The following is a 24,444-nucleotide window of genomic DNA, read 5'->3' as shown; positions in this document are numbered from 1 at the left end:
CACCCCGTCCTTAGCGTATACAACCATGTCCACAGGGATGAATACGCCGCCGATCGAGTACTCCTTCGACACCCTGCTCGTCGCGAACCGGGGCGAAATCGCCTGCCGCATCATGCGATCGGCACACCTCCTCGGACTGAAGACGGTTGCGGTCCACTCGGACGCCGATTCGGCTGCCGCGCACGTCGAGATGGCCGACGTCGCCGTCCGGCTGGGTCCGGCTCCCGCCCACGAGTCGTATCTGCGGGCCGACGCCGTCGTGGAGGCCGCCCTGGCGACGGGCGCGGGCGCGATTCATCCCGGATACGGCTTCCTGTCGGAGAACGACGCGTTCGCCGCAGCGGCGGAATCCGCCGGGATCGCGTTCGTCGGTCCCACCCCCGAACAGCTGCGCACGTTCGGGAACAAGCACACGGCACGCGAGGCCGCCCGCGCCGTCGGCGTCCCGCTCGTCGCGGGCAGCGGGCTCCTCGACTCCGTCGACGACGCCCTGTCCGCGGCCTCCGACATCGGCTATCCGGTGATGATCAAAGCGGTCGGTGGCGGCGGGGGCATCGGGATGCAGGCGTGCTTCGACGCCGCCGAACTCCGCGAGGCCTACGACCGCGTCCAGCGCCTCGCTCAGGCCAACTTCTCCTCGTCCGGGGTGTTCCTGGAGCGCTTCGTCGCCCGTGCCCGGCACATCGAGGTGCAGGTGTTCGGCGACGGACTCGGCCGCACGCTGAGCCTCGGCACCCGCGACTGCTCACTACAGCGCCGCAACCAGAAAGTGGTCGAGGAGGCCCCGGCACCCGGACTCTCCGACGACGTGGTGGAACAACTGCTCAGCTCGTCCCGCAGTCTCGCGTCGTCGGTGAACTACCGGTCCGCGGGAACCGTCGAGTTCGTCTACGACGTGGACCGCGGTGAAGCGTCGTTCCTCGAGATGAACACGCGACTGCAGGTCGAACACCCGGTGACCGAGGAAGTCACCGGAGTGGACCTCGTCGAGTGGATGCTGAGGCTCGCCCGCGGGGACGGTTCCATGCTCGACGGGCTGCCCGACTCCGGACCCGAGATCAGGGGAACCGCCGTCGAGGCCCGCATCTACGCCGAGGACCCCGGCCACGACTACCGTCCCAGCGCCGGACGACTCACAGGGGTCGAGTTCCCGGCTCACACGCGGGTCGAGACGTGGGTCGAGACGGGAACCGAAGTGAGTGCCTATTACGACCCGATGCTGGCGAAGGTGATCACCCGCGGGCACCGGCGTACGGCGGCGTTCGCCGCCCTCGCGGAGGCACTCGCCGACACGCACATCTACGGAGTCCAGACGAACCTGCCCCAGCTGCGGCGGATCTGCGTCGCCGACACGGTGCTGGCCGGCGAGCACACCACGCAGTCGCTGGCCGATCTGCGGCCGACCGGCCGACGCGTCGACGTGCTCCGCGCCGGGACGATGACCACCGTGCAGGATCACCCCGGCCGAACCGGACTGTGGGAGGTCGGAATTCCGCCGTCGGGACCGATGGACGACCTGTCGTTCCAGTTGGTCAACACCGCGGTCGGCAATCCGGTCGGCGCGCCGGGTCTCGAATGCACCCTGCAGGGGCCGCGCCTCGTGATCTCGGATGCCACGGTGATCTGTGTGGGCGGTGCCGACACCCCGGTCACGCTCGACGGCGAACCGATCCCCTTGTGGGAACCGGTGGAAGCGCCGGCCGGGTCGGTCCTCGACGTCGGCACTCCGGCGGACACCGGCCTGCGCACGTACGTCGCGTTCCGGGGCGGCATCGACGCTCCGCTGTACCACGGCAGCGCGTCCACGTTCACGCTCGGCGGGTTCGGCGGCATCACCGGCAAGGCCGTCACCACCGGTGACGTGCTGGGACTCTTCGACGACTCGCTGTTCGAGAACACCACGGGTCTCGGCGCACCGCATCCCGTCCCGGAGGACTCGCGTCCCGAATTCACGCACGTGTGGCATCTCGCCGTCACCGAGGGACCGCAGCCGGCGCCCGCCTACTTCACCGACTCCGACATGGCGCAGTTCTACGACACGACCTGGAAGGTCCAGACCCACGCGAACCGGACCGGCCTCCGGCTCGACGGCCCCAAGCCGGTCTGGTCGAGGACCGACGGCGGCGACGCCGGGCTGCACCCGTCGAACCTGCACGACAACCCGTACAGCGTCGGAGCGCTCAACGTATCCGGCGACACCCCGATCCTGCTCGGCCCCGACGGACCGAGCCTCGGCGGCTTCGCGTGCCCCCTCACCGTGGTGAAGGCGCACCGGTGGAAGCTCGGGCAGATCAGGCCCGGCGACGAAGTGCGGTTCGTCGCCGTCTCCGACGACGGTGCGCACGTGCTGCGGGCGTCGGATTCGTCTCGCAAACTGGATCTTCCGCCCACCGCAACCCGCTCGGCGAACAGCGACGGCGGGGTCCTGCGCCGCATCCCGCCCGTACTGGACCGTCCCGAGGTCGCGTACCTCCGCGGCGGCGACGACAACGTCCTCGTCGAGTACGGGGACCGGGAACTCGACCTCGGACTCCGCATGCGCGTCCACGCGCTGTCGGAAGCGCTGATCCGGCGTCGGGTCCCGGGCATCATCGACATCACTCCGGGTGTGCGCTCCCTGCACCTGCATTTCGATGCCGACGAACTTCCCGCCGGCCGGTTGCTGGACATCCTCCAGGACATCGAGGAACTGCTGCCCGCGACACACGATCTGGTGGTGCCGAGTCGCACGGTCCGGTTGCCGCTGTCGTTCGACGACCCGTCCATCGCCGAGGCCATCGACCGGTACCGCAACGGTGTCCGCGACGAGGCGCCGTGGCTGCCGTCGAACACCGAGTTCATCCGGCGCATCAACGGTTTGGACAGCGTCGACGACGTGCGCGACGCCGTGTTCGACGCCGAGTACCTGGTGCTGGGGCTCGGCGACGTCTACCTCGGCGCACCACTGGCCGTGCCCCTCGACCCGCGGCACCGCCTGGTCACCACCAAATACAACCCGGCGCGCACGTGGACGCCGTCCGACGCGGTCGGGATCGGCGGCAAGTACCTGTGCGTCTACGGCATGGAGTCGCCAGGCGGTTACCAGTTGATCGGGCGCACCGTCCCGATCTGGTCCGGCTACCGGCAGCACCGCCCCTTCGACGAGGGCACACCGTGGATGTTCCGGTTCTTCGACCGCATCGTGTGGGAACCCGTCACCCCGGAGCAGCTGCGCGAATACCGCGAGCAGGCCGTCGCGGGGCGGTTCGACGCCGAGATCTCCGACGGCACGTTCGCGTTCGCCGACCACCTGAAGTTCCTGCGGGACAACGCCGAATCCATCGCCGAGTTCGACTCCCGGCAGTCCGCGGCGTTCGAGGCGGAGAAGTCCGCGTGGCGCGCGTCGGGCGAATTCGACCGCGTCGAGCAGGCGCCCGCACCCGAGCCGTCGGCACGGGTCGACGTTCCGCCCGGGGCTGTCGTCGTCGAGGCTCCCATGGTCGGCAGCGTGTGGCGCGTCGAAGTCGAAGCTGGGCAGCGCATCGAACCGGGACAGAACGCCGTGGTACTCGAGGCGATGAAACTCGAGATGCCGGTTGCATTCACCACGTCCGGAACAGTCCTCGAAGTCCTCGTGTCACCGGGCGCGATCGTCGAACCGGGCACCCCCCTCGTCGTGATTGGAGCAGAAAACTGATGACTGTCGATGCCGTGAACCGCGGACAGACCACCCTCTCCCCCACCGCCCGTGTCGAGGATGCCTTCCGGCGGATCGCCGAGGTGGACCGTCCGGAAGTGTGGATCACCCTCCGGCCCGCCGAGGACGTGCACGCCGATGCCCTTGCCGTGCAGGCCCGTCTCGACGCCGGCGAAAACCTCCCCCTGGCCGGGAAGGTCGTGGCGGTCAAAGACAACATCGACGTCGCGGGACTGCCGACGTCGGCAGCGTGCCCCGAGTTCGCCTACCTCCCCGACGTCACCGCGAGCGCTGTGCGCCGCCTCGTCGAGCAGGGCGCTGTGGTGCTCGGGAAGACGAACCTCGACCAGTTCGCGACCGGGCTGGTCGGGACACGCAGTCCGTACGGCGCCGTCCGGTGCTCGTGGGACCCCGACCGGGTGTCGGGCGGATCCAGCTCCGGTTCCGCCGTCGCCGTCGCCCTCGGCATCGCCGACATCGGAATCGGCACCGACACAGCAGGTTCCGGGCGGGTCCCGGCCGCGTTCAACGGTCTCGTCGGCATCAAGGCGACGCTCGGCGTCATCCCCGCCGACGGCGTCGTTCCCGCCTGCGTCGACTACGACTGCGTCACCGTCTTCGCCACCGAACTCGACACGGCCGTGACCGCCGCCCGCATCATGTCGGGCCCGGCGAGCGCGGACCCGCGAAGCCGCGCGTGGCCGTCCGACGTCCGCCTGGCGGCGCCCACGCAGCCGAGGGTCGCGATTCCCGCGGAACAGAATCTCGATCTGCTGACACCGGAGTACCGTGCGGCATTCGTCGCCACGGTGGGGTCGTTGGCGGACCGAGGTTTCTCCGTCGAGGCGATCGACATCTCCCCACTCCTCGACGCCGCCCGCCTGCTGTACGACGGCGCCGTCGTCGCCGAGCGGTACACCGCTGTCGGGAAATTCCTCGACACCGCGCCGGCGGGCGCCGATCCGGTGGTCACCGCCATCGTCGAGTCGGCGAGGAAGCCGGCGGGCCACGAGTTCGCCGCCGACCTCGACACGCTCACCCGCGTCAAGGCGCAGACGCGGGAACTGCTGGCCGGTTTCGACGGCCTCCTGCTGCCCACCACCACCGAACACCCGACCATCGCTGCCGTACAAGCCGATCCGATCGACATCAACCGGCGGATGGGCACGTACACGAACTTCTGCAACCTGCTCGACATGGCGGCCGTCGCGGTCCCGGGCGCCCCGACCGCCACCGGCGACCCGTTCGGTGTCATGTTCGTGGTGCCTGCGTTCGCCGACCAGGTGGCCGTGGACCTCGCGGCCCGTCTCGTCGGTGCACCGGCGCCCACCCTCGTCGCGGACGGTGTGGAACTGGCCGTGTTCGGAGCCCACCTGCGCGGACAGCCCCTGCATTTCCAGCTCGAGGACATCGGCGCACGGTTCGTGGACACCGTCACCACCACCGACGCCTACCGGCTCACCGCACTCGACACGACGCCGCCCAAGCCCGGTCTCGTCCGTCGCGGCCCCGGCGCGGGAGCGGCGATCATCGGGGAACTGTTCCGGGTGTCACCCGCCGGGCTGGGCACCTTCCTCGCCGCACTGCCCGCCCCGATGGCGCTGACGAGCGTCGAATTGTCCGACGGCCGCGCCGTGGTCGGCTTCAGCTGCACCCACGACGCGGTCGACGGGGCCACGGACATCACCGAATTCGGCAGTTGGGTTGCCTACGCCCGTGAGTACTTGTCAACCACGGGCGGTTAATAAGTACTCACGGCAAGGACGGTGGCGGCGGGGGTCGAGTTGCGGCCGATCAGCTTCTGCAGGTCGCCGCTCTCGGTGTCGAGGGCGCCGACGGCGACTCCCGCATCGGAGTCGGCGAGCATGCTCGCGATCGGCGCGGGCAGTCCGGCGCCCTCGAGCACCGCGGCGTACTCGGCCTGCGGAAGGTCCTTGTACGACACCGGCTTTCCGAGGACGGAGGAGACGACCTCCGCTAGTTCGCTGTATGTCAGGCGCTCGTCGCCACCGAGCTCGTACACCTTGCCTGCCTGCCCGTCGGCGAGCAGGACCGCGGCGGCGGCCTCGGCGTAGTCCTTGCGGGCGGCCGCGGCGACGACACCCGTTCCGGCACTGCCGAACAGCGCACCGGTCTCCGCCGCAGCGGGAATGCTGCCGAGGTAGTTCTCCCAGTACCAGCCGTTGCGGAGCAGCGCGAAGTCGATTCCGGACTGCGTCAGCCGGTCCTCCGTGGCGCGGTGTTCCACGGCCAGTCCGATCGGGCTCTTCTGTGCGTCGAGGACGCTGGTATAGGCGACGAAGCCGACGCCGGCGGTCTTCGCGGCGGCGATCACGTTGGTGTGCTGGGCGATCCGCTGCCCGATGTCGCTCCCCGAGACGAGCAGCAGCTTGTCGACGCCGGCGAGCGCCTTCTCCAGTGCGGCGCGATCGCCGTATTCCGCCTGCCGGATGGCGACGCCCTTGTCGGCGAGGTCCGCGGCCTTGGCCGGGGTGCGGACGACGGCGACGATGTCGCCCGCGGGGGTGCCCTTGTCGAGCAGTGCCTCGACGACGAGTCGACCGAGGTGTCCGGTTGCTCCTGTGACGGCGATGGTCATGACGAACTCCTAGCGCGTAGTGGTGCGAGTTGACTATTCAAGCTCACTTTCCATCATGCACTAATTTTTCGTAAGTGCAAATGTTCTCGTAAGCACTTCCTGCATGTGGGGTAGACTGGACGTATGTCCGAGCCCGCGCACCCAGCACAGGAAAGTGAAGACCGCACCCTCGAAGCCGACGTCTTCGCACGCGACTGCGCGTCGCGCGAAACGTTGCAGACCGTCACCGGCCGCTGGGGTGTGCTCGCGCTCGCGGCGCTGACCGAGGGCAGTTACCGGTTCAGCGCGCTCCGCCGACGCGTCGACGGCGTCAGCGAGCGCATGCTGTCGCAGACATTGCAAGCCCTCGAACGAGACGGCCTCGTGGTCCGCGAAGTGCTCGAAGCCATTCCGCCGAAGGTCGAGTACAGCCTCACGCCGCTCGGCGCCGAGGTCGGCTCACGCCTCATCGGCCTGATCGAGCTCGTCGAAGCGCGCGTACCCGACGTCCGGGCAGCGCAGGAGAAATACGACGCCGCTCGCGGCGTCAGCTGAGTTCGTCGAAGTCGGTTTCCTCGTCGACGATGTGGACCGCGGCCTCCTCGGCCGACGCCGCTCCCCCGTCGATGCCGATGTCGGACGCCACGAGGTCCTTCTCCTCGTCCTCGCCCACACCCTCGTCCTCTGCGACGAGCCGGCCCGACCGCAGTCGTCCGACCTCGTTGTCGTCGAGAATCTCCGCGTTGTCGTCCTCCAGAGCCGGGTCCGGCTCCTCCTCCGCGAGCCGCTGATCAAGGGTCTCACCCTCGCGCTGCTCGGCGGCCGTCGTCCCGTACGCGTCGAGCCCGAGCGGCCTCTCCGGAGGCGAATAGCCCTCGTCGAGAACGTCGTCCACACCTCTGTCGACCAACGTGTCCTCCGGCTGCAACTGGTCCTCTTCGTCGAGGCTGTACTCGCCCTCGGATCCTTCTGGCGTGCTGTCCGGCATGGTCATCCTCCCCACGATGCCATCGCAGCGGGCAGTTCGCCATCGGATCGCGGAAGCAACTCGGGGAGAAACGCGAAGGGCCCGCACAGAGACTGTGCGGGCCCTCTCGGTATTCGGGTCAGAAGTTGATCATGTGCCCGGCGAGACCGTGGATGGCCTCCTGCAGGGCTTCGCTGAGTGTCGGGTGCGTGTGCACGTTGCGAGCCAGCTCGTTGACCGTGAGGTCCCACTTCTGCGCGAGGGTCAGCTCGGGCAGCAGCTCGGAGACGTCCGGGCCGATCAGGTGCCCGCCGAGCAGTTCGCCGTACTTCTCGTCGGCGATCAGCTTGACGAAACCGGTCGGGTCACCGAGGCCGTGTGCCTTGCCGTTGGCGGTGAACGGGAACGTCGCGACCTTCACGTCGTAACCCTCGTCCTTGGCCTGCTGCTCGGTCAGGCCGAAGCTCGCGACCTGCGGCTGGCAGAACGTGGCCCGCGGCATCATCCGGTAGTCCTCGATCGGCAACGTCTCGACGCCGGCGATCGTCTCGGCGGCCACGACGCCCTGCGCCTCGGCGACGTGCGCCAGCTGCAGCTTCATCGTCACGTCACCGATGGCGTAGATGTGCGGCACCGACGTCTGCATCGTGTCGGTGATGCCGATCGCGCCGCGATCGAGCTGCACGCCGGTCTTCTCGAGGCCGAAGCCCTCGACGCGGGGCGCGAATCCGACCGACTGCATCACCTTGTCGACCACGACGGTCTCGATGTCGCCGGACTTGTTGTTCTTGATCGAGACGGTGACCTTGCTGCCGTCGTCGTCGATGCTCTGGACGGCGGCACCGGTCTTGATCGTGACGCCGAGCTTCTTGTACTGCTTCTCGATCTCCTTGGACACGTCCGCGTCCTCGTTGGGCAGCGCACGGTCGAGGAACTCGACGATCGTGACGTCCACTCCGTAGTTCTTCAGGACGTACCCGAACTCCATGCCGATCGCGCCGGCACCGACGATGAGGATCGACTCCGGGAGATCGCGGGTGAGGATCTGCTCCTCGTAGGTGACCACGTTCTCGCTGAGCGAGGTGCCCGGCAGCAGCTTGGTGGTGGAACCGGTGGCGATGATGGCGTTGTCGAACGTCACCGTCTCCGTCCCGCCCTTGGACAGCTCGACCGAGATGGTGTTGGCGTCGGTGAACGACCCCTTGCCGTCGTACTCGGTGATCTTGTTCTTCTTCATCAAGAAGTGAACGCCCTTGACACGCCCGTCCGCGACCTTGCGGCTGCGGTCGTAGGCGGCGCCGAAATCGAAGGACGCCTCTCCCGAGATGCCGAACGTCTTGGCCTCTTTTGTGAAGAGATGCGCAAGTTCGGCATTGCGGAGAAGTGCCTTGGAGGGGATGCAGCCGACGTTCAGGCACACACCGCCCCAGTACTTCTGCTCGATGATGGCGGTGCTCAATCCCAGCTGTGCCGCGCGGATAGCAGCGACGTACCCACCGGGACCGGCTCCGAGGACAACGACGTCATAGTGTGAGGTCACGGTTGTTCAGGGTAGTCCCGTCCGGAATCGCTGTCTCCACGCGGTCGCATTACCCGCGAGTAGCCTCATCCGTCCCACCTTTGCCGCCGCGACCAGGCACGACACCGCCTGCAAGAATGGCGCCATGACGGATCCCTTCCTCTGGCTCGAAGATGTCACCGCGGAACGGTCACTCGACTGGGTGCGCGAGCGCAACGCCCGCACGCTCGCCGAGTACACCGAGAACGCCGAGTTCTCTGCGCTCGAGAGCCGGATCCTGGACGTGCTCGACACGGACGACCGGATCCCCTACGCCGGCATGCGCGGCGAGTACCTGTACAACTTCTGGCGCGACGGCGACCACAAACGCGGCATCTGGCGGCGCACCACGCTCGAGCAGTACCGCACGGAGAACCCCGAGTGGGACGTCCTGCTCGACGTCGACGCCCTGGCGGAACGGGAAGACGAGAACTGGGTGTGGGCCGGGGCCAGCGTGCTGCGACCCGAGCAGTCACGCGCCCTGCTGTCGTTCTCGCGTGGTGGCGCCGACGCGTCCGTGGTGCGCGAATTCGACATCGAGAAGCGCGAATTCGTCGGCGGTGACCACGCATTCGACGTCCCCGAGGCGAAGACCAGCATCAGCTGGATCGACACGGACACCGTGTACGTCGGGACCGACTTCGGCGAAGGCTCGATGACCGACTCCGGCTACCCGAGAATCGCGAAACGCTGGCATCGCGGCACCCCGCTCACCGAGGCGGTCACCGTCTTCGAGGGTGAGACCACTGACGTGTCCGTCGGCGCCTCGTACGACGACACCCCCGGATACGAGCGGCACTTCGTCGGCCGGTCCATGGACTTCTACAATTCCGAGCGCTACCAGCTGCTCCCGGACGGGTCGAAGGTCCGGATCGACACCCCCGACGACGCGGGCTCGTCCGTGTACCGCGACTGGTTGACCATCCGTCCGCGCACCGACTGGGACGTGGACGGCACCGTCTACCCGGCCGGGTCGCTGCTCGCCGCGAACTACGCGGACTTCCTCGCCGGGTCACGCGAGCTGACGCCACTGTTCACCCCGGACGAGCACACATCACTCGAGCAGGGAACGTGGACCCGGAACCACCTTCTCCTCGTGCGACTGTCGGATGTGCAGACCAAGCTGTCGGTGCTCACGCCGAACGACACCGGGTGGGAGGAGAAGCCTCTCGACGGTGTACCGGAACTCACGGCGAGCGGGATCATCAGCACCGATCCCCGCACCAGCGACAGCTTCTTCGTCAACTCCAGCGGATTCACGACGCCGGCGACGCTGCTGTACGGCACGGTCGGTGGACCGCTCGAACCCGTCAAGCAGGCGCCGTCGTTCTTCGACGCAGACGGCATGTCCGTGGCGCAGCACTTCGCGGTGTCCGACGACGGAACCGAGATCCCCTACTTCGTGGTGCGCCGCGACGACGTCACCGGCCCCTGCCCCACCATGCTGTACGGATACGGCGGCTTCGAGAACTCGATGGTCCCGGGATACAGCGGTTCGGTCGGGTTCGCGTGGCTCGAACGCGGCGGCGCGTACGTGGTGGCGAACATCCGCGGCGGCGGCGAGTACGGCCCGTCGTGGCACACCCAGGCGGTGCGGGAGGGTCGCCACAAGGCGTTCGAGGACTTCGCCGCGGTCGCTCGCGACCTGGTGGCCCGCGGCATCACGACGTCGAAGCAGCTCGGGATCCAGGGCGGCAGCAACGGCGGACTCCTCATGGGCGTCATGCTCACCCGCTACCCGGAACTGTTCGGGGCGATCGTGTGCCAGGTTCCGCTCCTCGACATGAAGCGGTACCACCTGCTGCTCGCCGGGGCGTCGTGGATGGCCGAGTACGGCGATCCGGACAACCCGGACGACTGGAAGTTCATCAGCGAGTACTCGCCGTATCAGAACACCGACGCGACCGCGGACTACCCGCCGATCCTCGTCACCACGTCCACCCGCGACGACCGCGTCCACCCCGGCCACGCCCGCAAGATGACGGCACTGCTCGAGAAGCAGGGCCACGAGGTCTGGTACTACGAGAACATCGAGGGCGGGCACGGCGGGGCCGCGGACAACGCGCAGGCCGCATTCAAATCGGCGCTCACGTTCACGTTCCTGTGGGAGATGCTCACCCGCCCGTGAGTACTTATCAACCGCCCGCGGTTAATAAGTACTCACGGGTCAGGTGTGGTCGTGGATCCACTCGACGATCCGGTCGACGGTGCCGGCTGGGTCGCGGATCCACCCGTTGTGGCCCAGCGGCTGCGGCTGGTGCCACAGCGTGACATCGGCGTTCGGGAGCTTCGCGAGGAGGTTCTTCGCCGAGGATTCCGGCGCCAGATCGTCACCCTCGACGGTCACCGACAGCACCGGCAGTTTCAGCCGGGCGATGCGTTCCTCGTAGTCGATGTCGGCGCCGTCGGGTTCGATCCTGCCGGTGCGGGCGAATCGCGACCAATCGGTGATCAGCGCCTTCGACTGCCGCCCGAACCCTCCGATGTCGAGTTTGTCGCCGGGCCAGAACCCCGCCAGGTTGGCCGTCATCGACATCGCCGCGGCGCCGACCAGCATCCGCGGGGCATGGATGCCGGGGAACCCCCGGTGATACGGCGACCCGGACGCGACGAGCACGATCCCGCCGAGCCGGCCGCGGATCCGGGCCGCGTACATCACACCGAGCTGACCCCCCATGCTGTGTCCGAGCAGGAAGGGCGTGGCGGCGGGAAATCGCTCCCGCACCACTTCGAAGATTGCGGGAAAGTCGAGGGCCACCAGTTCGTGGTAGCCGTACGTGCTGGCGCTGCTCGGGCGGGGACGACTGTCGCCTTGGCCGCGGAGCTCGCCGATTGCCGCGTTGAACCCCCGGGACACGAGTTCCTCGGCGAAGGGTTCGTAGTAGCCGGCGGGAATTCCCAGGCCGGGAAACACGACGATGACGGGGGCCTCGTCCGGGCCGGGAAACAGGCGAACCGGAGTGGTGGTTCCGTCGGGCATCTGGATCGGTACTGTCTCCACCTCGTCAGACTAGACGGCTCGACCCCCGCAGATCCGGGATCTGCGGGGGTCGAGTCTCATCCGAGACCGGTGATTACAGGCCGATCGACGCAGCGAGCATCGGCCACGACTTGTGCAGGTCTTCCTGCCAGTACGACCACGAATGCGTGCCGACGGGCCGGAAGTCGAACGTTGCGGGAATCTGCAGTTCGTTCAGTTTGTCCGCGAGCGCGTGGGTGCACTGGTTGGTGGCCGCCTCGATGGCGCCGCCGAGGAGGATCTGGTTGGCGAGCGTTCCGACGTCGCCGTTGATCCCCGGCCCGTTCAGCTGGTCGCCGGGCCCGGGCAGTCCGGATCCGTTGCTGACGTAGATGTCGAGTCCGCGCAGCTTCTCCGCGTTGATGTACGGGTCGTTGGCCGTCCAGCCGGGGCCGTCTTCCGGTCCCCACATGTTGGAGGTGTCGCCGCCGCCGCGGCCCTCGACGACCAGCCGCACGTACGTACGGCCGGGGTCCGTGCTGGTCATCGCACAACCGCTGTAGGCGCCGACGCTCTCGTACAGGCCGGGAGCCGACTGCGCCAGGCTCAGCACGGAACTACCCGCCATCGAGATGCCGGCGATCGAGTTGACGCCGTTGGTGCCGAGCGCGGAATCGACGATCGGCGGAAGTTCCTGCGTGAGGAACGTCGTCCACTTGTTGTTGCCCAGTTCCGGGTCGGTCTGCTCCCAGTCCGTGTAGTAACTGAACGCGCCCTCCATGGGCGTGACCACGTTGACGTTCTTGTCGGCGAAGAAGTCGACGACATCGGTCCTGGCCTGCCACGTGGCGGAGTCCTCGCCGCCGCCCGCCCCGTTGAGCAGGTACAGCGTGGGCCTCGGTGCGCTCGTGTCCGCGGGAGTGATGACCCGCAGTGGAATCTCCCGGTCCATGGAGGCCGAGTACACCTGCATGGTCAACTGCCGGTCGTCGATCTCGTCGGTGCTCACCAGGTGGGAGCCACCGGCCGCGACACTGGCGTCTCCGGTCGGATCGGCGGAAGCGGACGCCTGGACTCCGAGGCACGGAATCGCCGCCGTCAGGGCGACCGCGAGCGCGAGCCGCACCCCGTACCTACCCGCTGCAGTGCGGTTGACCATCGTTCTCCTTCGCTGCGACGTCACCTGCCCGACTCCGAAGAGGCGAGAGCTGGAGCCCACATGATGTCATGTGGACTCCAGCTCTCGTCGAGAAGTGGGGTCGAAACGGGGGTTTCCCTATTCCGCGACGGACCCGATGAAGTCGATCAGTGTGGTGAGCGCTTCGAGCAGAGTCAGAAAGCTGTCGGACATAGTATTACTCCTTTTCGACGCAGTGGATTTCGAACTTCCCCCCGCGATCAGGGGCTCCGTCATTTGTACCCGAGTTTTCTCTTCGAATAAGCACAAAGTGGTAAACATTTGCGATCGTTGACTTAACGACGAACTCACGAATGAGTACTGGCTACTTCTCAATTATCGCCTGAACATGCGCCTCTATCAGGTTATATAGCGTCACCACGACCTCCGGATCCACGTTCCCGTAATCGAGGAGCGACAGAACATACCTGATTGCATTGTTTCCGGACTTTTTCTTGTCATTGCCCTTGAATCACCCGCCCGAGAATGAGGGTCGGCGAATTCGAATGTCTCTTCTTTTGCCGCGGTGAACGCATCCGATTTGTCTCTAATTCAAAATTGATCGGCAAAAGTTTCTATCCTTACACCGAATCGCCCTGAAGTGTGGGATATCGAGTTCATCGGCGCGGCGCGGACACGAGAACGATCGACCCCGAGCCACGAACAGCGAGCGGTATGGAGCGGGCACTCAGGGTGAAAGACCAGGGTCGGGATCGGGGTACATCCCGATGTGCCGGCAGGTCTCGCCCAACAGAATGGGAGCATGACATTCGAGAGCAACACTCCCCGCCAGTTCACCCGTTCCGACAACCAGAAGATGCTCGCAGGCGTCTGCGGCGGCATCGCCGAATACTTCTCGGTGGACGTCAACCTCGTCCGGCTGCTCACCGTGGTCGCCACGCTGGTCACCGGCGGCACCGCGGCCCTCGTCTACCTCGCCGCCTGGATGCTGATGCCGGCCGGACACTGACCCGGGCGACACCGAAAAGCACTGTGGCCGTGAAACGAATCCACGGCCACTGCCGACAGGAGATCTGCCGACGCGCACACGGGAAGGGGCGGGTCACCGACACGAAAGAGCCCGGGACACCAGATGGTGTCCCGGGCTCTTCGAGCACTTCGTGCCCGTGAGTGGTAGGCGAGTCCGAGGACTCCTCAACCACTCACAGGAGGCGTAGCCGCCTTTAGAAGTCCATACCGCCCATGCCGCCGGTCGGGTCGCCCACGGGCGCTCCGGCCTTCTCCGGCTTGTCGGCGACGACGGCCTCGGTTGTCAGGAACAGAGCCGCGATGGACGCTGCGTTCTGCAGCGCGGAGCGGGTGACCTTGACCGGGTCGTTGATGCCGGCTTCGAGCAGGTCGCCGTACTCGTTGGTCGAGGCGTTGAGGCCGTGACCTGCGGGCAGGTTGCGAACCTTCTCGGCAACGACGCCGGGCTCGAGGCCCGCGTTGAAGGCGATCTGCTTCAGCGGTGCTTCGAGGGCGACGCGAACGATGTTCGCACCGGTGGCCTCGTCACCTTCGAGCTTCAGGTCGTCGAGCGCGGGAGCCGACTGCAGCAGAGCCACGCCACCACCGGCGACGATGCCCTCTTCGACGGCAGCCTTGGCGTTACGCACGGCATCTTCGATGCGGTGCTTGCGCTCCTTGAGCTCCACCTCGGTGGCAGCGCCAGCCTTGATGACTGCAACGCCACCGGCCAGCTTGGCCAGGCGCTCCTGCAGCTTCTCGCGGTCGTAGTCGGAGTCGCTGTTCTCGATCTCGGCGCGGATCTGCGCCACGCGACCGGCGATGGCCTCGGGGTCTCCCGCGCCTTCGACGATGGTGGTCTCGTCCTTGGTGATGACGACCTTGCGTGCCTGGCCGAGCAGCTCGAGTCCGGCGGTCTCCAGGGAGAGGCCGACCTCTTCGCTGATGACCTCGCCACCGGTGAGGATGGCGATGTCGGCGAGCTGAGCCTTGCGACGGTCACCGAAGCCGGGAGCCTTGACGGCCACGGACTTGAAGGTGCCACGGATCTTGTTGACCACCAGGGTGGACAGGGCTTCGCCCTCGACGTCCTCGGCGATGATGACCAACGGCTTGCCGGACTGGATGACCTTCTCCAGCAGCGGCAGCAGGTCCTTGACCGTGGAGATCTTGGAGCTCACGAGCAGGATGTACGCGTCCTCGAGGACGGCTTCCTGACGCTCCGGGTCGGTGGCGAAGTACGCCGAGATGTAGCCCTTGTCGAAGCGCATGCCCTCGGTGAGCTCGAGCTGCAGGCCGAAGGTGTTGGACTCCTCGACCGTGATGACGCCTTCCTTGCCGACCTTGTCCATGGCCTCGGCGATGAGCTCGCCGATGGACGGGTCGCCTGCGGAGATACCAGCGGTAGCAGCGATCTGCTCCTTGGTGTCGATCTCCTTGGCGGTCTCGAGCAGACGCACGGTGACGGCCTCGACGGCCTTCTCGATGCCGCGCTTCAGACCCAGCGGGTTGGCGCCGGCAGCGACGTTGCGGAGACCCTCACGGACGAGAGCCTGGGCGAGAACGGTAGCGGTGGTGGTTCCGTCGCCGGCGACGTCGTCAGTCTTCTTGGCGACCTCCTTGACCAGCTCGGCACCGATCTTCTCGTAGGGGTCCTCGAGCTCGATCTCCTTGGCGATGGAAACACCATCGTTGGTGATCGTGGGGGCGCCCCACTTCTTCTCGAGCACGACGTTGCGACCCTTGGGGCCCAACGTCACCTTGACTGCGTCGGCGAGGGCGTTGAGTCCCCGCTCGAGGCCGCGACGGGCCTCTTCGTCGAACGCGATGATCTTGGCCATTGCGAAGTGATCCTCCGGATTGGGGGTGACACACAAGGCGACCGCTAGTCGGGTCGCCTCATTTACGCCTTCGGCCGAGTTCGGTGCCCGCGACGGACGACCAGGGGTGTCTTTGGTTCCCGGTCTCACCGTCCCGACCTGGCACTCACGCGTCGTGAGTGCCAAGTGCATTTTTAGCACTCGGACAGGGTGAGTGCAAGGTCGGGACGGAACCGGTGGCCGGGCGATCAGCGCATCGCGCACACCTGACCGGTGTTCACGTTGAACGCGAGGGACAGGGCACCGACGCAGTCGACGCCGTTCGCGTCGGCAGTCGCACCCGAACCCCACCCGGCGATCGCGACGGTGGTGGTGCCGTCGGCCGCACCGGAACGGGCGATGCCGCCGCCGAGCGCGAGCGCGTACGCCTGCCCCGAGCCGGTCGACGCACCGAGCGACGTTCCGTATCCGTTGGCGTACGTGGTGGCGCCGCTGTGTCCGTTGGCGACGCTCACCGCGGTGCCGCTGTCCGCGGCCATCGCGTGGGCGACGCCGGCGTCGGTCGCCTTGGCGCCGCAGCTCGCGGTGTCCGACACCTGGACGTCGTTCGCCGACGGCGGGGAGACACAGTTGACGGGGGCGGCACCGGCGACGCCTGCGCCGGCCACCGAGATTCCCGCCGCGACGCCCAGACCCACGGCCATCGCCGCTCCCACACGTGCCAGCCGTCGGCCGAACAGAGACGAGATACGAGTACGAGATGCCGAGGCGGTCGAGGTGACGGGTGTGGAGACAGCGAGCATGGAAGCTCCTTCTGGGAACGTCGAATTGGAGGATTCGCCGCGAGAGTACCCGCTCGCGGGCGGTTAGTCCCGGACCGCGGTCAGGCGAGTTCGTCGAGGAGCTTCGGCAGCTGCGCGACCGAGTCGACGACGTGGTCCGGACGCTGCGGGGCGAGGTCCAGAATCGACTGGCGGAACTTGCCCGTCCGCACCAGCACGCCGATCAGTCCCACCCGCTGCGCGGCCAGGACGTCACCTGTCAGATCGTCACCGACCATCACCGTCACATCCGGTTCCGTGCCCATCAGATCGGTGGCGGTGAGGAACGCCGCGAGCGACGGCTTGCCCACCGAGACGACGTTCGTTCCCGCGACCTCCTCCATACCGGGGAGGTAGGTACCCGTGTCGATGCGCAGCCCGTCGTGGGTGGCCCATGTGGTGCCCCGGTGCATCGCGACCACGGGGACGCCGTCGAGCATCAGCTCCACCACGCGGCTGAGTGCGTCGTGGGTGAATTCCGGCCCGGCCCCACCGAGGATCACCACCTCGGGGTCGTCGTCGTCCAGTTCGATCCCGGACAGATCGGCCGTGATGTCGCCGCTGTTGAGGACCCAGGCCCGCGCCCCGGGGTAGGTCGACCGGACGTACTCCGCGGTGAGCCGGGCCGCTGTGACGATCTCGCCGGCGTCGGCCTCGATGCCCGCCGACCGCAGGGCATCGGCGATCTCGTCGCACGTCCGGGACGTCGTGTTGGTGAGGTAGGCGCACGCGAGTCCGCGCTCGCGCACCTCCCGCACCGCGGCGGCGGCACCGTCGATCGGATGCCACGAAGTAACCAGCACCCCGTCGATATCGAGCAGGACACCCTCGACCCCAGCCATGACAGGAGCCTATCCGCGCGGCTCGGACGGTGTCACTGCCGAGCCCGGCAGACGAGGACGGGACAGGGTGCGTGGTGCACCAGATTCTGGCTGACCGATCCGAGCAGGGCACCCAGCACCTTGCCGCGCCCGTGGCTTCCGACCACCAGCAGTTGCGTCCGTGTCGCGTGCCGCAGCAGGACGTCGGCGGACACCCCCTGCGTCGTCACCGCGTTCACCGGCACGTCCGGGTACTCGTCCCGGATGCCGGCGAGGCATTCGGACACGATGGCCTTCTCCCCTTCCTCGTAGGCGGTCCAGTCCACGTACTTCGACGCGTGGGCGAGCCCGTGCTGCTTCTCGCCGCTCCACGCGTGTACCACGTCCAGACCGACGCCGAACGCGGACGCGAGTGCGAACGCCTCCTCGACGGCCTTCTCGCTGACCTGGCTGCCGTCCACGCCGACGACGATCGGGCGGGTGTCCGGTGCCGCCGTCGCGGGCTCTCCCCGGACGACCGCGACGGGGCTGTGCGCGTGGTTGACCGTGCGGAGCACGGTGGACCCGAGGAGGTAGTCGGTGACCGCGCCCGCACCCTGCGCACCGAGCGCCACGATCCGCGCCGCCCTCGACAACTCGATCAGGTGGGACGCCGCCGCGCCCGATCGGACGTCGCGCTCGACGGCGAGTCCGGGATGGTCCTGTAGGACGGCGGCGGTGGTGGCGTCGAGCATCGAGTTGCCGTCCTCGCGCAGTTCCTGGATGAACTGGGCGTCGATCATCATCGCGGTGCCGTTGTAGAACGTGGCCTCGTCCGGGTACGTGTGGGCGAGCAGGAGTGGGGCGTCGAGCCGGACCGCCGTGCCCGCGGCCCAGCGCGCCGCGTCGAGCGCGGCGCGGGAACCATCGACGCCGACGACCACGGGCGCCCCTGCATGTTCGCTCATATCTCTCTCCCTCTACGGCTCGAGAACTGCTGCACCGCTGAACTTTCCGCCGGCCAGGTCACGCAGGGCCCGGTCGGCGCGGTCGAGTGGGTACGGGTGGGTGTCGATACTCAGCCGGTGTTCCGCTGCGATGCGCAGGAATTCGACGGAATCCGAACGGGTATTGGCGGTGACGCTGCGGATCTGCCGTTCCCGGAACAGATGCCTCTGATACTCGAGCGCGGGAATGTCGGAGAGGTGGATCCCCGCGACGGCGAGGGTGCCGCCGTCGGCGAGCGCCTCCATCGCGACGGGCACCAGATCGCCCACCGGGGCGAACAGAATCGCGGAGTCGAGGGGTTCCGGCGGCACGTCGCGCACTCCCTGCACGGACGCCGCCCCGAGTCGCTGCGCCAGCGCACGGGCCTCCGCCCCACGCGTCATGACGTGCACCCGGGCGCCGCGGATCGACGCGACCTGGGCGGTGAGGTGCGCGCTGCCGCCGAACCCGTAGAGGCCCAGTGCACCGCCGTCGGGGACCGCGGCACGTTCGAGTGCGCGGTAGCCGATGATCCCGGCGCACAGCAGTGGTGCGAGTTCGGTGTCCGTGTAGCCGTCCGGCAGGTGCAGCGCGTAGTCGGCCGGGACCGTCGCGAATTCGGCGTATCCGCCGTCCGCATCCCAACCCGTGTATTGCGACTGCCTGCACAGGTTCTCCGAACCGCGCAGGCAGGCCGCGCAGTGTCCGCAGGTGTGACGCAGCCAGGCGATACCCACCCGGTCGCCGACAGCGAAGGTCCCCGACACCGAATCACCCAGTGCGGCAACCTCCCCCACCACCTCGTGGCCGGGAATCACCCGGGACCGGTGCACGGGCAGGTCACCTTCGGTCACGTGCAGGTCGGTGCGGCACACTCCGCACGCCAGCACCTTCACGAGAAGTTCGCCCGGTCCCGGCTCGGGAACGGCCTCACGTCCGAGTTCCAGGGGGTGGCCCGCGACGGGGCCGGGCGCGACCACGCGCCACGCGGCCATCGTTCCGGGTCCGCCCTGCGCCGCCGCCATACCCCCACAATGCCCGTGCGGGGTGGCCACCGCCAGGACCCGGAGGCTCGTGTCTCGAGGACACGGTGTCGCGGCGAAGACCGGGCCGGACCGTCCCCGGCAACTAGGCTCCCAGACATGGACCTGCGCGGTGAAGACCTGTTCACGGTGGCGGGGTCGCTGGCCGAGCTGATCGGCGCGCCGATCACGATCGAGGACGAGAACTCGACGGTTCTGGCCTATTCGAGCGGCGAGCAGGCCGTGGACCAAGCCCGCATCGAGACCATCCTGGGACGGCAGGTGCCCGGGAAGTACCGGCAGCTCCTCGCGGACGCCGGTGTCTTCGAACGCCTGCATCGCGACACCGACGTCTTCTACGTGGACATGCGGATGCCGAACATGACTCCCCGCGCGGTGATCGCGGTGCGGGACGCGGGACGCTCGGTCGGGTCCATCTGGGCGGCGATGACGTCCGCCCCCACCCCGGAACAGGAATCGATCCTGCGGTCCGCGGTCCCCGTCGTCGCCGAACACATCGCGGCGGAGCGTGAACGGGTGGACGTGACGCGCCGGATGCAGGTCGATCGGGTGCGCGCACTGATCAACGGTGGCGAGCCCGCCTTCCGTGCCGCCGACGACCTCCGGCTGGAGGGAAGGCTGACCGTCGCCGCGGCCGCCCCGGTCGCGGTCGGGAGCCCACTGCCGTCCGGCTTGCTCGCCTCCCTCGGCCTGTACCTCGACACGTTGGCGGTCGATTCGGTCGCCGCCCAACTCGACGACGTCATCTATGTGGTCATCGCCGCATCGGAGAAGGACGTCCGGCGCCTCGCCGAGAATTTCCTCGGTCGCGCCCGCAGCGGGGCCGCGTTCGTGGTCGCCGTCGGACGCGAAGTGACCACAGCGAGCCAGGCGCACCTGTCGCGGGGGGACGCCGACCGGGTCCTCACCGTCCTGCAGCACGCCCGGTCCGGCGGTGTCGTCGGTTCGATGCGGGACAGTCTCGCGTCGGTGCTGGCGTTGCGCGTCGCGGACATCTTCGACGGACTGGGCGAGCTCACCCCGCTCGCCGCGCTGACCCGGCACGACGAGCAGCACGGTACCGATCTCGTGGCCACGGCCCGTGCCTTCCTGGCCCATGGCGGCGATGTCGCCGATGCGGCGGCCGCACTGCACGTGCACCCCAACACCCTGAGGAACCGGCTGCGACGCTGCGTCGATTCGTGCGATGTGGACCTGACCGACGCGGACACCCGGCTCATCCTGATGTTGCATCTGAAGCTGACGGGACTGCGGGATATGTGACCCCTGGCCGATTGCACAGGGGTCACTGTCCGGGACTGGCCGAACGGCTACTCCCCCGACGCCGTCGCCGACCGATGATGGAGTCATGAGCACAGTGCAGCGCCCTGACCATGTCGCGATCGTCGGAGCAGGCGTCGTCGGATTGTCCACGGCGTGGTTCCTTCAGGAGCGTGGCGTGCGCGTCACGGTCGTCGACCGGCACGGTGTCGCGTCGGACGCGTCCTGGGGCAATGCGGGTTGGCTCGCACCGGCATTGACGTTGCCGCTGCCCGAGCCCGCCGTGTTGAAGTACGGGCTGCGCGCGATGCTGAATCCGTCGTCGCCGGTCTACGTTCCGTTCACGACCGATCTGCGCCTGGTGCGTTTCCTCGTCGGCTTCGCGCGGCACTGCACACCCTCCCGGTGGGCGGACGCGATGACGGTATTCGCCGAGGTCAACCGGATCTCCCTGGGCGCCTACGACGAACTCGCGGACGGCGGCGTGCGGGAGCACACCCATCTCGCCGACCCGTTCCTCACCGCATTCAAGTCGGACGAGGACCGCGAAGCGCTCGTCGACGAATTCCGTCACGTCGAGGCCGCCGGCGGGGAGGTCGAGTACGACCGCGTCGACAGGGACGAGATCCACTCTCTCGAGCCGAGTCTCGGTAACGGTGTGCACTCCGGTCTGAGGCTGCGCAACCAGCGCTTCATCGACCCGCCGCGCTTCGTGCACTCACTCGCCGACGCCGTCCGGGCCCGTGGCGGCGAGATCAGGTCCGGCTTCGACGTGACGGCTGTGCAGGATCGGGGACAGTCAGGGGTCCGGCTGGTCTCGGCCACCGGCGACGCGGTAGCCGCCGATGCCGTCGTCATCGCCAGCGGCGCACGCCTCAATGCACTCGCCCGCCCGTTCGGTGTCCGCGCCCTCGTGCAAGCGGGCCGCGGCTACAGCTTCAGCGTCCAGCCCCAGCAGATGCCGAAGAACCCGATCTACTTCCCCACCCAGCGAGTGGCGTGCACGCCCTTGCAGGACCGTTTCCGCGTCGCCGGAATGATGGAATTCCGCAGTCCCGACGCACCGCTCGACCCGCGCCGTGTCCGGGCGATCATCGAGGCCGCGACGCCCATGTTCACCGGCATCGACTGGGAATCGCGTCGGGAGGAGTGGGTCGGGTCCCGGCCCTGCACCACCGACGGACTTCCGCTCGTCGGCGCCACCCGCTCCCCCCGCGTGCACGTGGCGGGCGGTCACGGAATGTGGGGCATCGCGCTGGGGCCGCTCACCGGACGCATGCTGGCCGACTCCATGACCGGCGGCGAGGTTCCCGGTGTCATGCGGCATTTCGACCCGCTGCGCTGAGCGCGGCTCAGGAACGGGATGCCCAGAATCTGCGCAATTCGACGACCAGTTCGCGCGACCGCTCGCCGGGGAAGAACAACTTGCCACCCCGGATCTCCACGACTTCCCGCGCTCCCGGGATGAGGTCGCGCAGCCAGTAGGCCCACTTCGTCCGGAAGAACACGTCCCCGGTGCCCCACACGACGAGTGTGGGCACCTTGAGTGCCGCAAGGTCCGACTCGACCGCGAGCAGGTCGCGTGGATGGAGGGACACGTTCTGATACCCACTGCCGTACAACAACTTGCGAGCCCTCGACACGTTCCTCGCCAGCGGTCGCGCAATCCGGGCGAGCAGTCCCGCCCGGGCGAGCAGCACGGCGGGAAGGAACGCCTTCGGCGGCACGTTGTCATGGGTTTCGCAGTTCGTCAACGTCAGCGACGACAACATATCGGGGTGCCGGGCCGCGAAGATCTGCGCGACCGCCCCACCGGTGTCGTTGGCGACGACGTCGACCTTCGACAGCCCCAGCGCGTCGCACGTGGCCGCGACCACGTCGGCGAGTGCGCCGAGGGTGAAGTCCCTGATCGGGCGCGGCGGGGGTGTGACCGTGCAGCGGGAGGTCGAGCGCGACGCACCGCCGTTCTCCCTCGAGTTGACGGATCACGTTGCGCCAGAGGTAGCCGGAGGTCCCGACACCGTGAATGAAGAAGGCCACAGGGCCGGTGCCGGAATCGAGGCAGCTCACCGGACCACGGTCCGTGTCGACGGCCTTCCTTCGTGTGTCGAACTCCGCGAGAGTCATGAGGACCATCTCCTGCATTCCACGGTAGTTCGCAAAGCTCGAGGCATCAACGGGCCGCGGGGCACGCCGCTCAGTCCAGCTTTCCCACCACCGTCTCCGCGCTCGCGACCAGCGCGCCGGAGGCCGCGAGGGTGACCGCGGCCTCGATTTCCGGCGCGAGGTGACGGTCGGTTCCCGGTCCGGGAACGTGCTCGCGGATCGTGTCCCGCACCGCACCCGTCGCGGGCGACGGCGCCAGCGGGGCACGCAGGTCCAGCGCACGAGCGGCCGTCAACGCCTCGATCGCCAGGACCCGGGTCAGTCCGTCGACCGCCCGGCGCAGCTTCCGGGCGGCCGACCACCCCATCGACACGTGGTCCTCCTGCATCGCCGACGACGGAATCGAGTCCACACTCGCCGGCGCCGCCAGCCGCTTCAGCTCCGAGACGATCGCCGCCTGGGTGTACTGCGCGATCATGTGGCCGCTGTCCACCCCCGGATCGTCGGCCAGAAACGGGGGCAGCCCGTGATTGCGGGCGACGTCGAGGAAGCGGTCGGTGCGGCGCTCGCTCATGCTCGCCACGTCCGCGACGACGATGGCCAGGAAGTCCAGCACGTATCCGACCGGCGCCCCGTGGAAATTGCCGTTCGACTCCACCCGCCCGTCCAGCGTGACCACCGGATTGTCGATTGCGCTCGCCAGTTCCCACGACGCCACCCGCTCGGCGTGCGCGAGCGTGTCCCGCGCCGCCCCGGCGACCTGCGGCGCGCACCGCAACGAGTAGGCGTCCTGGACCACGGTGCAGCTGGGATTGGCGTGGCTCTGCACGATCTCCGAGCCGGCGAGCAACCGGACCATGTTCGCGGCGGCGCGGGCCTGTCCGGGGTGCGGCCGGAGCGCCTGCAGATCGGGGGCGAACACCTTGTCGGTGCCGAGCAGCCCCTCCACACTCATCGCCGCTGTGACGTCGGCCAGACGCAGCAGCCCGTGCAGGTCCTCGCACGCCAGCAGCAGCATGCCGAGCATGCCGTCGGTGCCGTTGATGAGGGCCAGCCCCTCCTTCTCCGCGAGGACTACCGGTGCGATACCGGCGGCGGACAGCGCCTTCGCAGCCGGCATCGATTCGCCGTCCGCGTCCCGCACCGTGCCCTCACCGATCACCGCGAGCGCGACATGGGCCAGCGGCGCCAGATCGCCGGAGCACCCGAGGCTGCCGTATTCGTGGACCACCGGAGTGATCCCCGCCGACAGGAGCGACGCGTAGACCTGCGCGACTTCCGGCCGCGCGCCGGTCCTGCCGGTGGCCAGGGTCGACAACCGCAGCAGCATGAGGGCACGCACGACCTCACGTTCCACCTCGGGGCCATTTCCGGCGGCATGCGAGCGCACCAGACTGCGCTGCAGCTGCGTCCGCAGCGCAGAGGGTATGTGCCGGGTGGCGAGGGCCCCGAAACCCGTCGAGATCCCATACACGGGCTTCGGATCCTCGGCCAGCGCCTCGATGCGCTTCCGGGTTTCCGCCATGGCCGACATCGCGTCCCGCGAGATCCGCACCGGCGCGCCGAGACGTGCCACCCGGATCACTTCTTCGGCGGAGACCGCTCCGGTTCCGACAACGACAGACTCTTCGGCTCCCACAACCCCAGTCTCCCCCGGGGTCGGGCGGAGAGTGACGGGATTGCGGGAGCGACGACGGCGTCTACAACCGGCCGCGGAGAGCTT

At 68.1% G+C, this 24,444-nt stretch carries 18 protein-coding genes and 1 pseudogene; 7 read left to right on the top strand and 12 right to left on the bottom strand.

Annotated elements, in window-relative coordinates; all coding sequences use genetic code 11:
* Positions 1-25 precede the first annotated feature (25 nt).
* Together uca and atzF are read left to right on the top strand one after the other, a co-directional pair.
* Positions 26-3,676 carry an urea carboxylase gene (gene uca, locus QM806_RS14835; RefSeq protein ID WP_052023927.1) on the top strand — a complete coding sequence of 1,217 codons (3,651 nt, stop codon included), beginning with the start codon at positions 26-28 and terminating at the stop codon, positions 3,674-3,676.
* Complete coding sequence (gene atzF / locus QM806_RS14830; protein WP_054245709.1) at positions 3,676-5,421, top strand: allophanate hydrolase; 1,746 nt, start codon at positions 3,676-3,678, stop codon at positions 5,419-5,421. Before uca ends, atzF begins: the two co-directional genes overlap by 1 nt.
* Here the strand turns inward: atzF and QM806_RS14825 are convergent.
* Complete coding sequence (locus QM806_RS14825) at positions 5,418-6,275, bottom strand: SDR family oxidoreductase (protein WP_120660491.1); 858 nt, start codon at positions 6,273-6,275, stop codon at positions 5,418-5,420. The two genes, atzF and QM806_RS14825, sit on opposite strands and share 4 nt — an antisense overlap.
* A gap of 123 nt (positions 6,276-6,398) precedes the next feature.
* On the opposite strand from QM806_RS14825, the gene QM806_RS14820 reads away from it, so the two are divergent.
* Positions 6,399-6,809, top strand: coding sequence for a winged helix-turn-helix transcriptional regulator (locus QM806_RS14820; protein ID WP_005563350.1), 411 nt, complete (start codon positions 6,399-6,401; stop codon positions 6,807-6,809).
* Here QM806_RS14820 and QM806_RS14815 read toward each other — a convergent pair.
* A complete protein-coding gene (locus QM806_RS14815; RefSeq protein WP_005563352.1) occupies positions 6,802-7,248 on the bottom strand; it encodes a DUF5709 domain-containing protein in 447 nt (148 codons plus the stop codon). The two genes, QM806_RS14820 and QM806_RS14815, sit on opposite strands and share 8 nt — an antisense overlap.
* A gap of 112 nt (positions 7,249-7,360) precedes the next feature.
* The gene (lpdA, locus tag QM806_RS14810) at positions 7,361-8,761 is read right to left on the bottom strand and encodes a dihydrolipoyl dehydrogenase (RefSeq protein ID WP_054245711.1); all 1,401 of its coding nucleotides are present in this window, start codon (positions 8,759-8,761) and stop codon (positions 7,361-7,363) included.
* 67 nt (positions 8,762-8,828) lie between these two features.
* Between lpdA and QM806_RS14805 the strand changes: the two genes are divergently transcribed.
* A complete protein-coding gene (locus QM806_RS14805) occupies positions 8,829-10,907 on the top strand; it encodes a prolyl oligopeptidase family serine peptidase (protein WP_283291953.1) in 2,079 nt (692 codons plus the stop codon).
* Between the two features lie 39 nt (positions 10,908-10,946).
* Here QM806_RS14805 and QM806_RS14800 read toward each other — a convergent pair whose 3' ends face one another.
* Positions 10,947-11,780, bottom strand: a complete 834-nt coding sequence (locus tag QM806_RS14800; RefSeq protein WP_005251814.1) for an alpha/beta hydrolase family protein — start codon at positions 11,778-11,780, stop codon at positions 10,947-10,949.
* 73 nt (positions 11,781-11,853) lie between these two features.
* On the bottom strand, positions 11,854-12,897 hold the full coding sequence (locus tag QM806_RS14795) for an alpha/beta hydrolase (protein WP_005560943.1): 1,044 nt from the start codon (positions 12,895-12,897) through the stop codon (positions 11,854-11,856).
* Between the two features lie 781 nt (positions 12,898-13,678).
* On the opposite strand from QM806_RS14795, the gene QM806_RS14790 reads away from it, so the two are divergent.
* On the top strand, positions 13,679-13,885 hold the full coding sequence (locus QM806_RS14790; protein WP_005263939.1) for a PspC domain-containing protein: 207 nt from the start codon (positions 13,679-13,681) through the stop codon (positions 13,883-13,885).
* A gap of 214 nt (positions 13,886-14,099) precedes the next feature.
* On the opposite strand, the gene groL is transcribed toward QM806_RS14790, so the two are convergent.
* The 5 genes from groL to QM806_RS14765 all read right to left on the bottom strand — a co-directional run bounded on the left by groL (position 14,100) and on the right by QM806_RS14765 (position 19,307).
* Positions 14,100-15,725, bottom strand: coding sequence for a chaperonin GroEL (gene groL, locus QM806_RS14785; protein ID WP_005263938.1), 1,626 nt, complete (start codon positions 15,723-15,725; stop codon positions 14,100-14,102).
* Positions 15,726-15,952: 227 nt separating this feature from the next.
* A complete protein-coding gene (locus QM806_RS14780) occupies positions 15,953-16,507 on the bottom strand; it encodes a DUF6764 family protein (RefSeq protein ID WP_005560942.1) in 555 nt (184 codons plus the stop codon).
* A gap of 80 nt (positions 16,508-16,587) precedes the next feature.
* Entirely contained in the window at positions 16,588-17,367 is a 780-nt protein-coding gene (locus QM806_RS14775) for an HAD-IIA family hydrolase (RefSeq protein WP_005560941.1), read from the bottom strand.
* 32 nt (positions 17,368-17,399) lie between these two features.
* The gene (locus tag QM806_RS14770; RefSeq protein WP_283291882.1) at positions 17,400-18,293 is read right to left on the bottom strand and encodes a universal stress protein; all 894 of its coding nucleotides are present in this window, start codon (positions 18,291-18,293) and stop codon (positions 17,400-17,402) included.
* A gap of 12 nt (positions 18,294-18,305) precedes the next feature.
* Positions 18,306-19,307, bottom strand: a complete 1,002-nt coding sequence (locus QM806_RS14765) for a zinc-binding alcohol dehydrogenase family protein (RefSeq protein ID WP_039953070.1) — start codon at positions 19,305-19,307, stop codon at positions 18,306-18,308.
* A 147-nt stretch (positions 19,308-19,454) separates the two neighbouring features.
* Between QM806_RS14765 and QM806_RS14760 the strand changes: the two genes are divergently transcribed.
* The gene (locus tag QM806_RS14760; RefSeq protein ID WP_005572539.1) at positions 19,455-20,618 is read left to right on the top strand and encodes a helix-turn-helix domain-containing protein; all 1,164 of its coding nucleotides are present in this window, start codon (positions 19,455-19,457) and stop codon (positions 20,616-20,618) included.
* 85 nt (positions 20,619-20,703) lie between these two features.
* Entirely contained in the window at positions 20,704-21,960 is a 1,257-nt protein-coding gene (locus QM806_RS14755) for an NAD(P)/FAD-dependent oxidoreductase (protein ID WP_054245714.1), read from the top strand.
* A gap of 7 nt (positions 21,961-21,967) precedes the next feature.
* On the opposite strand, the pseudogene QM806_RS14750 reads toward QM806_RS14755, so the two are convergent.
* Positions 21,968-22,742 (bottom strand): annotated as a pseudogene (locus tag QM806_RS14750) (alpha/beta fold hydrolase).
* Between the two features lie 70 nt (positions 22,743-22,812).
* Positions 22,813-24,360: a histidine ammonia-lyase gene (hutH, locus tag QM806_RS14745; RefSeq protein WP_005572535.1), complete on the bottom strand. Its 1,548-nt coding sequence runs from the start codon at positions 24,358-24,360 to the stop codon at positions 22,813-22,815.
* Between the last annotated feature and the right edge of the window lie 84 nt (positions 24,361-24,444).

Origin of the sequence: Rhodococcus sp. IEGM 1351, assembly GCF_030056875.1 — a bacterium.
GTDB classification, from domain to species: domain Bacteria; phylum Actinomycetota; class Actinomycetes; order Mycobacteriales; family Mycobacteriaceae; genus Rhodococcus_F; species Rhodococcus_F opacus.
The sequence above is the reverse complement of the archived record's forward strand: the minus strand, read 5'-3'. Positions and strand labels throughout refer to the sequence as shown.

Bases quoted from the DNA above. Each gene is read 5' to 3' on its own strand.
- QM806_RS14815 (WP_005563352.1), bottom strand. From the start codon at position 7,248: ATGACCATGCCGGACAGCACGCCAGAAGGATCCGAGGGCGAGTACAGC.
- QM806_RS14795 (WP_005560943.1), bottom strand. From the start codon at position 12,897: ATGGTCAACCGCACTGCAGCGGGTAGGTACGGGGTGCGGCTCGCGCTC.
- QM806_RS14775 (WP_005560941.1), bottom strand. From the start codon at position 17,367: ATGGCTGGGGTCGAGGGTGTCCTGCTCGATATCGACGGGGTGCTGGTT.
- QM806_RS14780 (WP_005560942.1), bottom strand. From the start codon at position 16,507: ATGCTCGCTGTCTCCACACCCGTCACCTCGACCGCCTCGGCATCTCGT.
- groL (WP_005263938.1), bottom strand. From the start codon at position 15,725: ATGGCCAAGATCATCGCGTTCGACGAAGAGGCCCGTCGCGGCCTCGAG.
- QM806_RS14765 (WP_039953070.1), bottom strand. From the start codon at position 19,307: ATGGCCGCGTGGCGCGTGGTCGCGCCCGGCCCCGTCGCGGGCCACCCC.
- QM806_RS14825 (WP_120660491.1), bottom strand. From the start codon at position 6,275: ATGACCATCGCCGTCACAGGAGCAACCGGACACCTCGGTCGACTCGTC.
- QM806_RS14770 (WP_283291882.1), bottom strand. From the start codon at position 18,293: ATGAGCGAACATGCAGGGGCGCCCGTGGTCGTCGGCGTCGATGGTTCC.
- QM806_RS14760 (WP_005572539.1), top strand. From the start codon at position 19,455: ATGGACCTGCGCGGTGAAGACCTGTTCACGGTGGCGGGGTCGCTGGCC.
- atzF (WP_054245709.1), top strand. From the start codon at position 3,676: ATGACTGTCGATGCCGTGAACCGCGGACAGACCACCCTCTCCCCCACC.
- uca (WP_052023927.1), top strand. From the start codon at position 26: ATGTCCACAGGGATGAATACGCCGCCGATCGAGTACTCCTTCGACACC.
- QM806_RS14820 (WP_005563350.1), top strand. From the start codon at position 6,399: ATGTCCGAGCCCGCGCACCCAGCACAGGAAAGTGAAGACCGCACCCTC.
- QM806_RS14755 (WP_054245714.1), top strand. From the start codon at position 20,704: ATGAGCACAGTGCAGCGCCCTGACCATGTCGCGATCGTCGGAGCAGGC.
- QM806_RS14790 (WP_005263939.1), top strand. From the start codon at position 13,679: ATGACATTCGAGAGCAACACTCCCCGCCAGTTCACCCGTTCCGACAAC.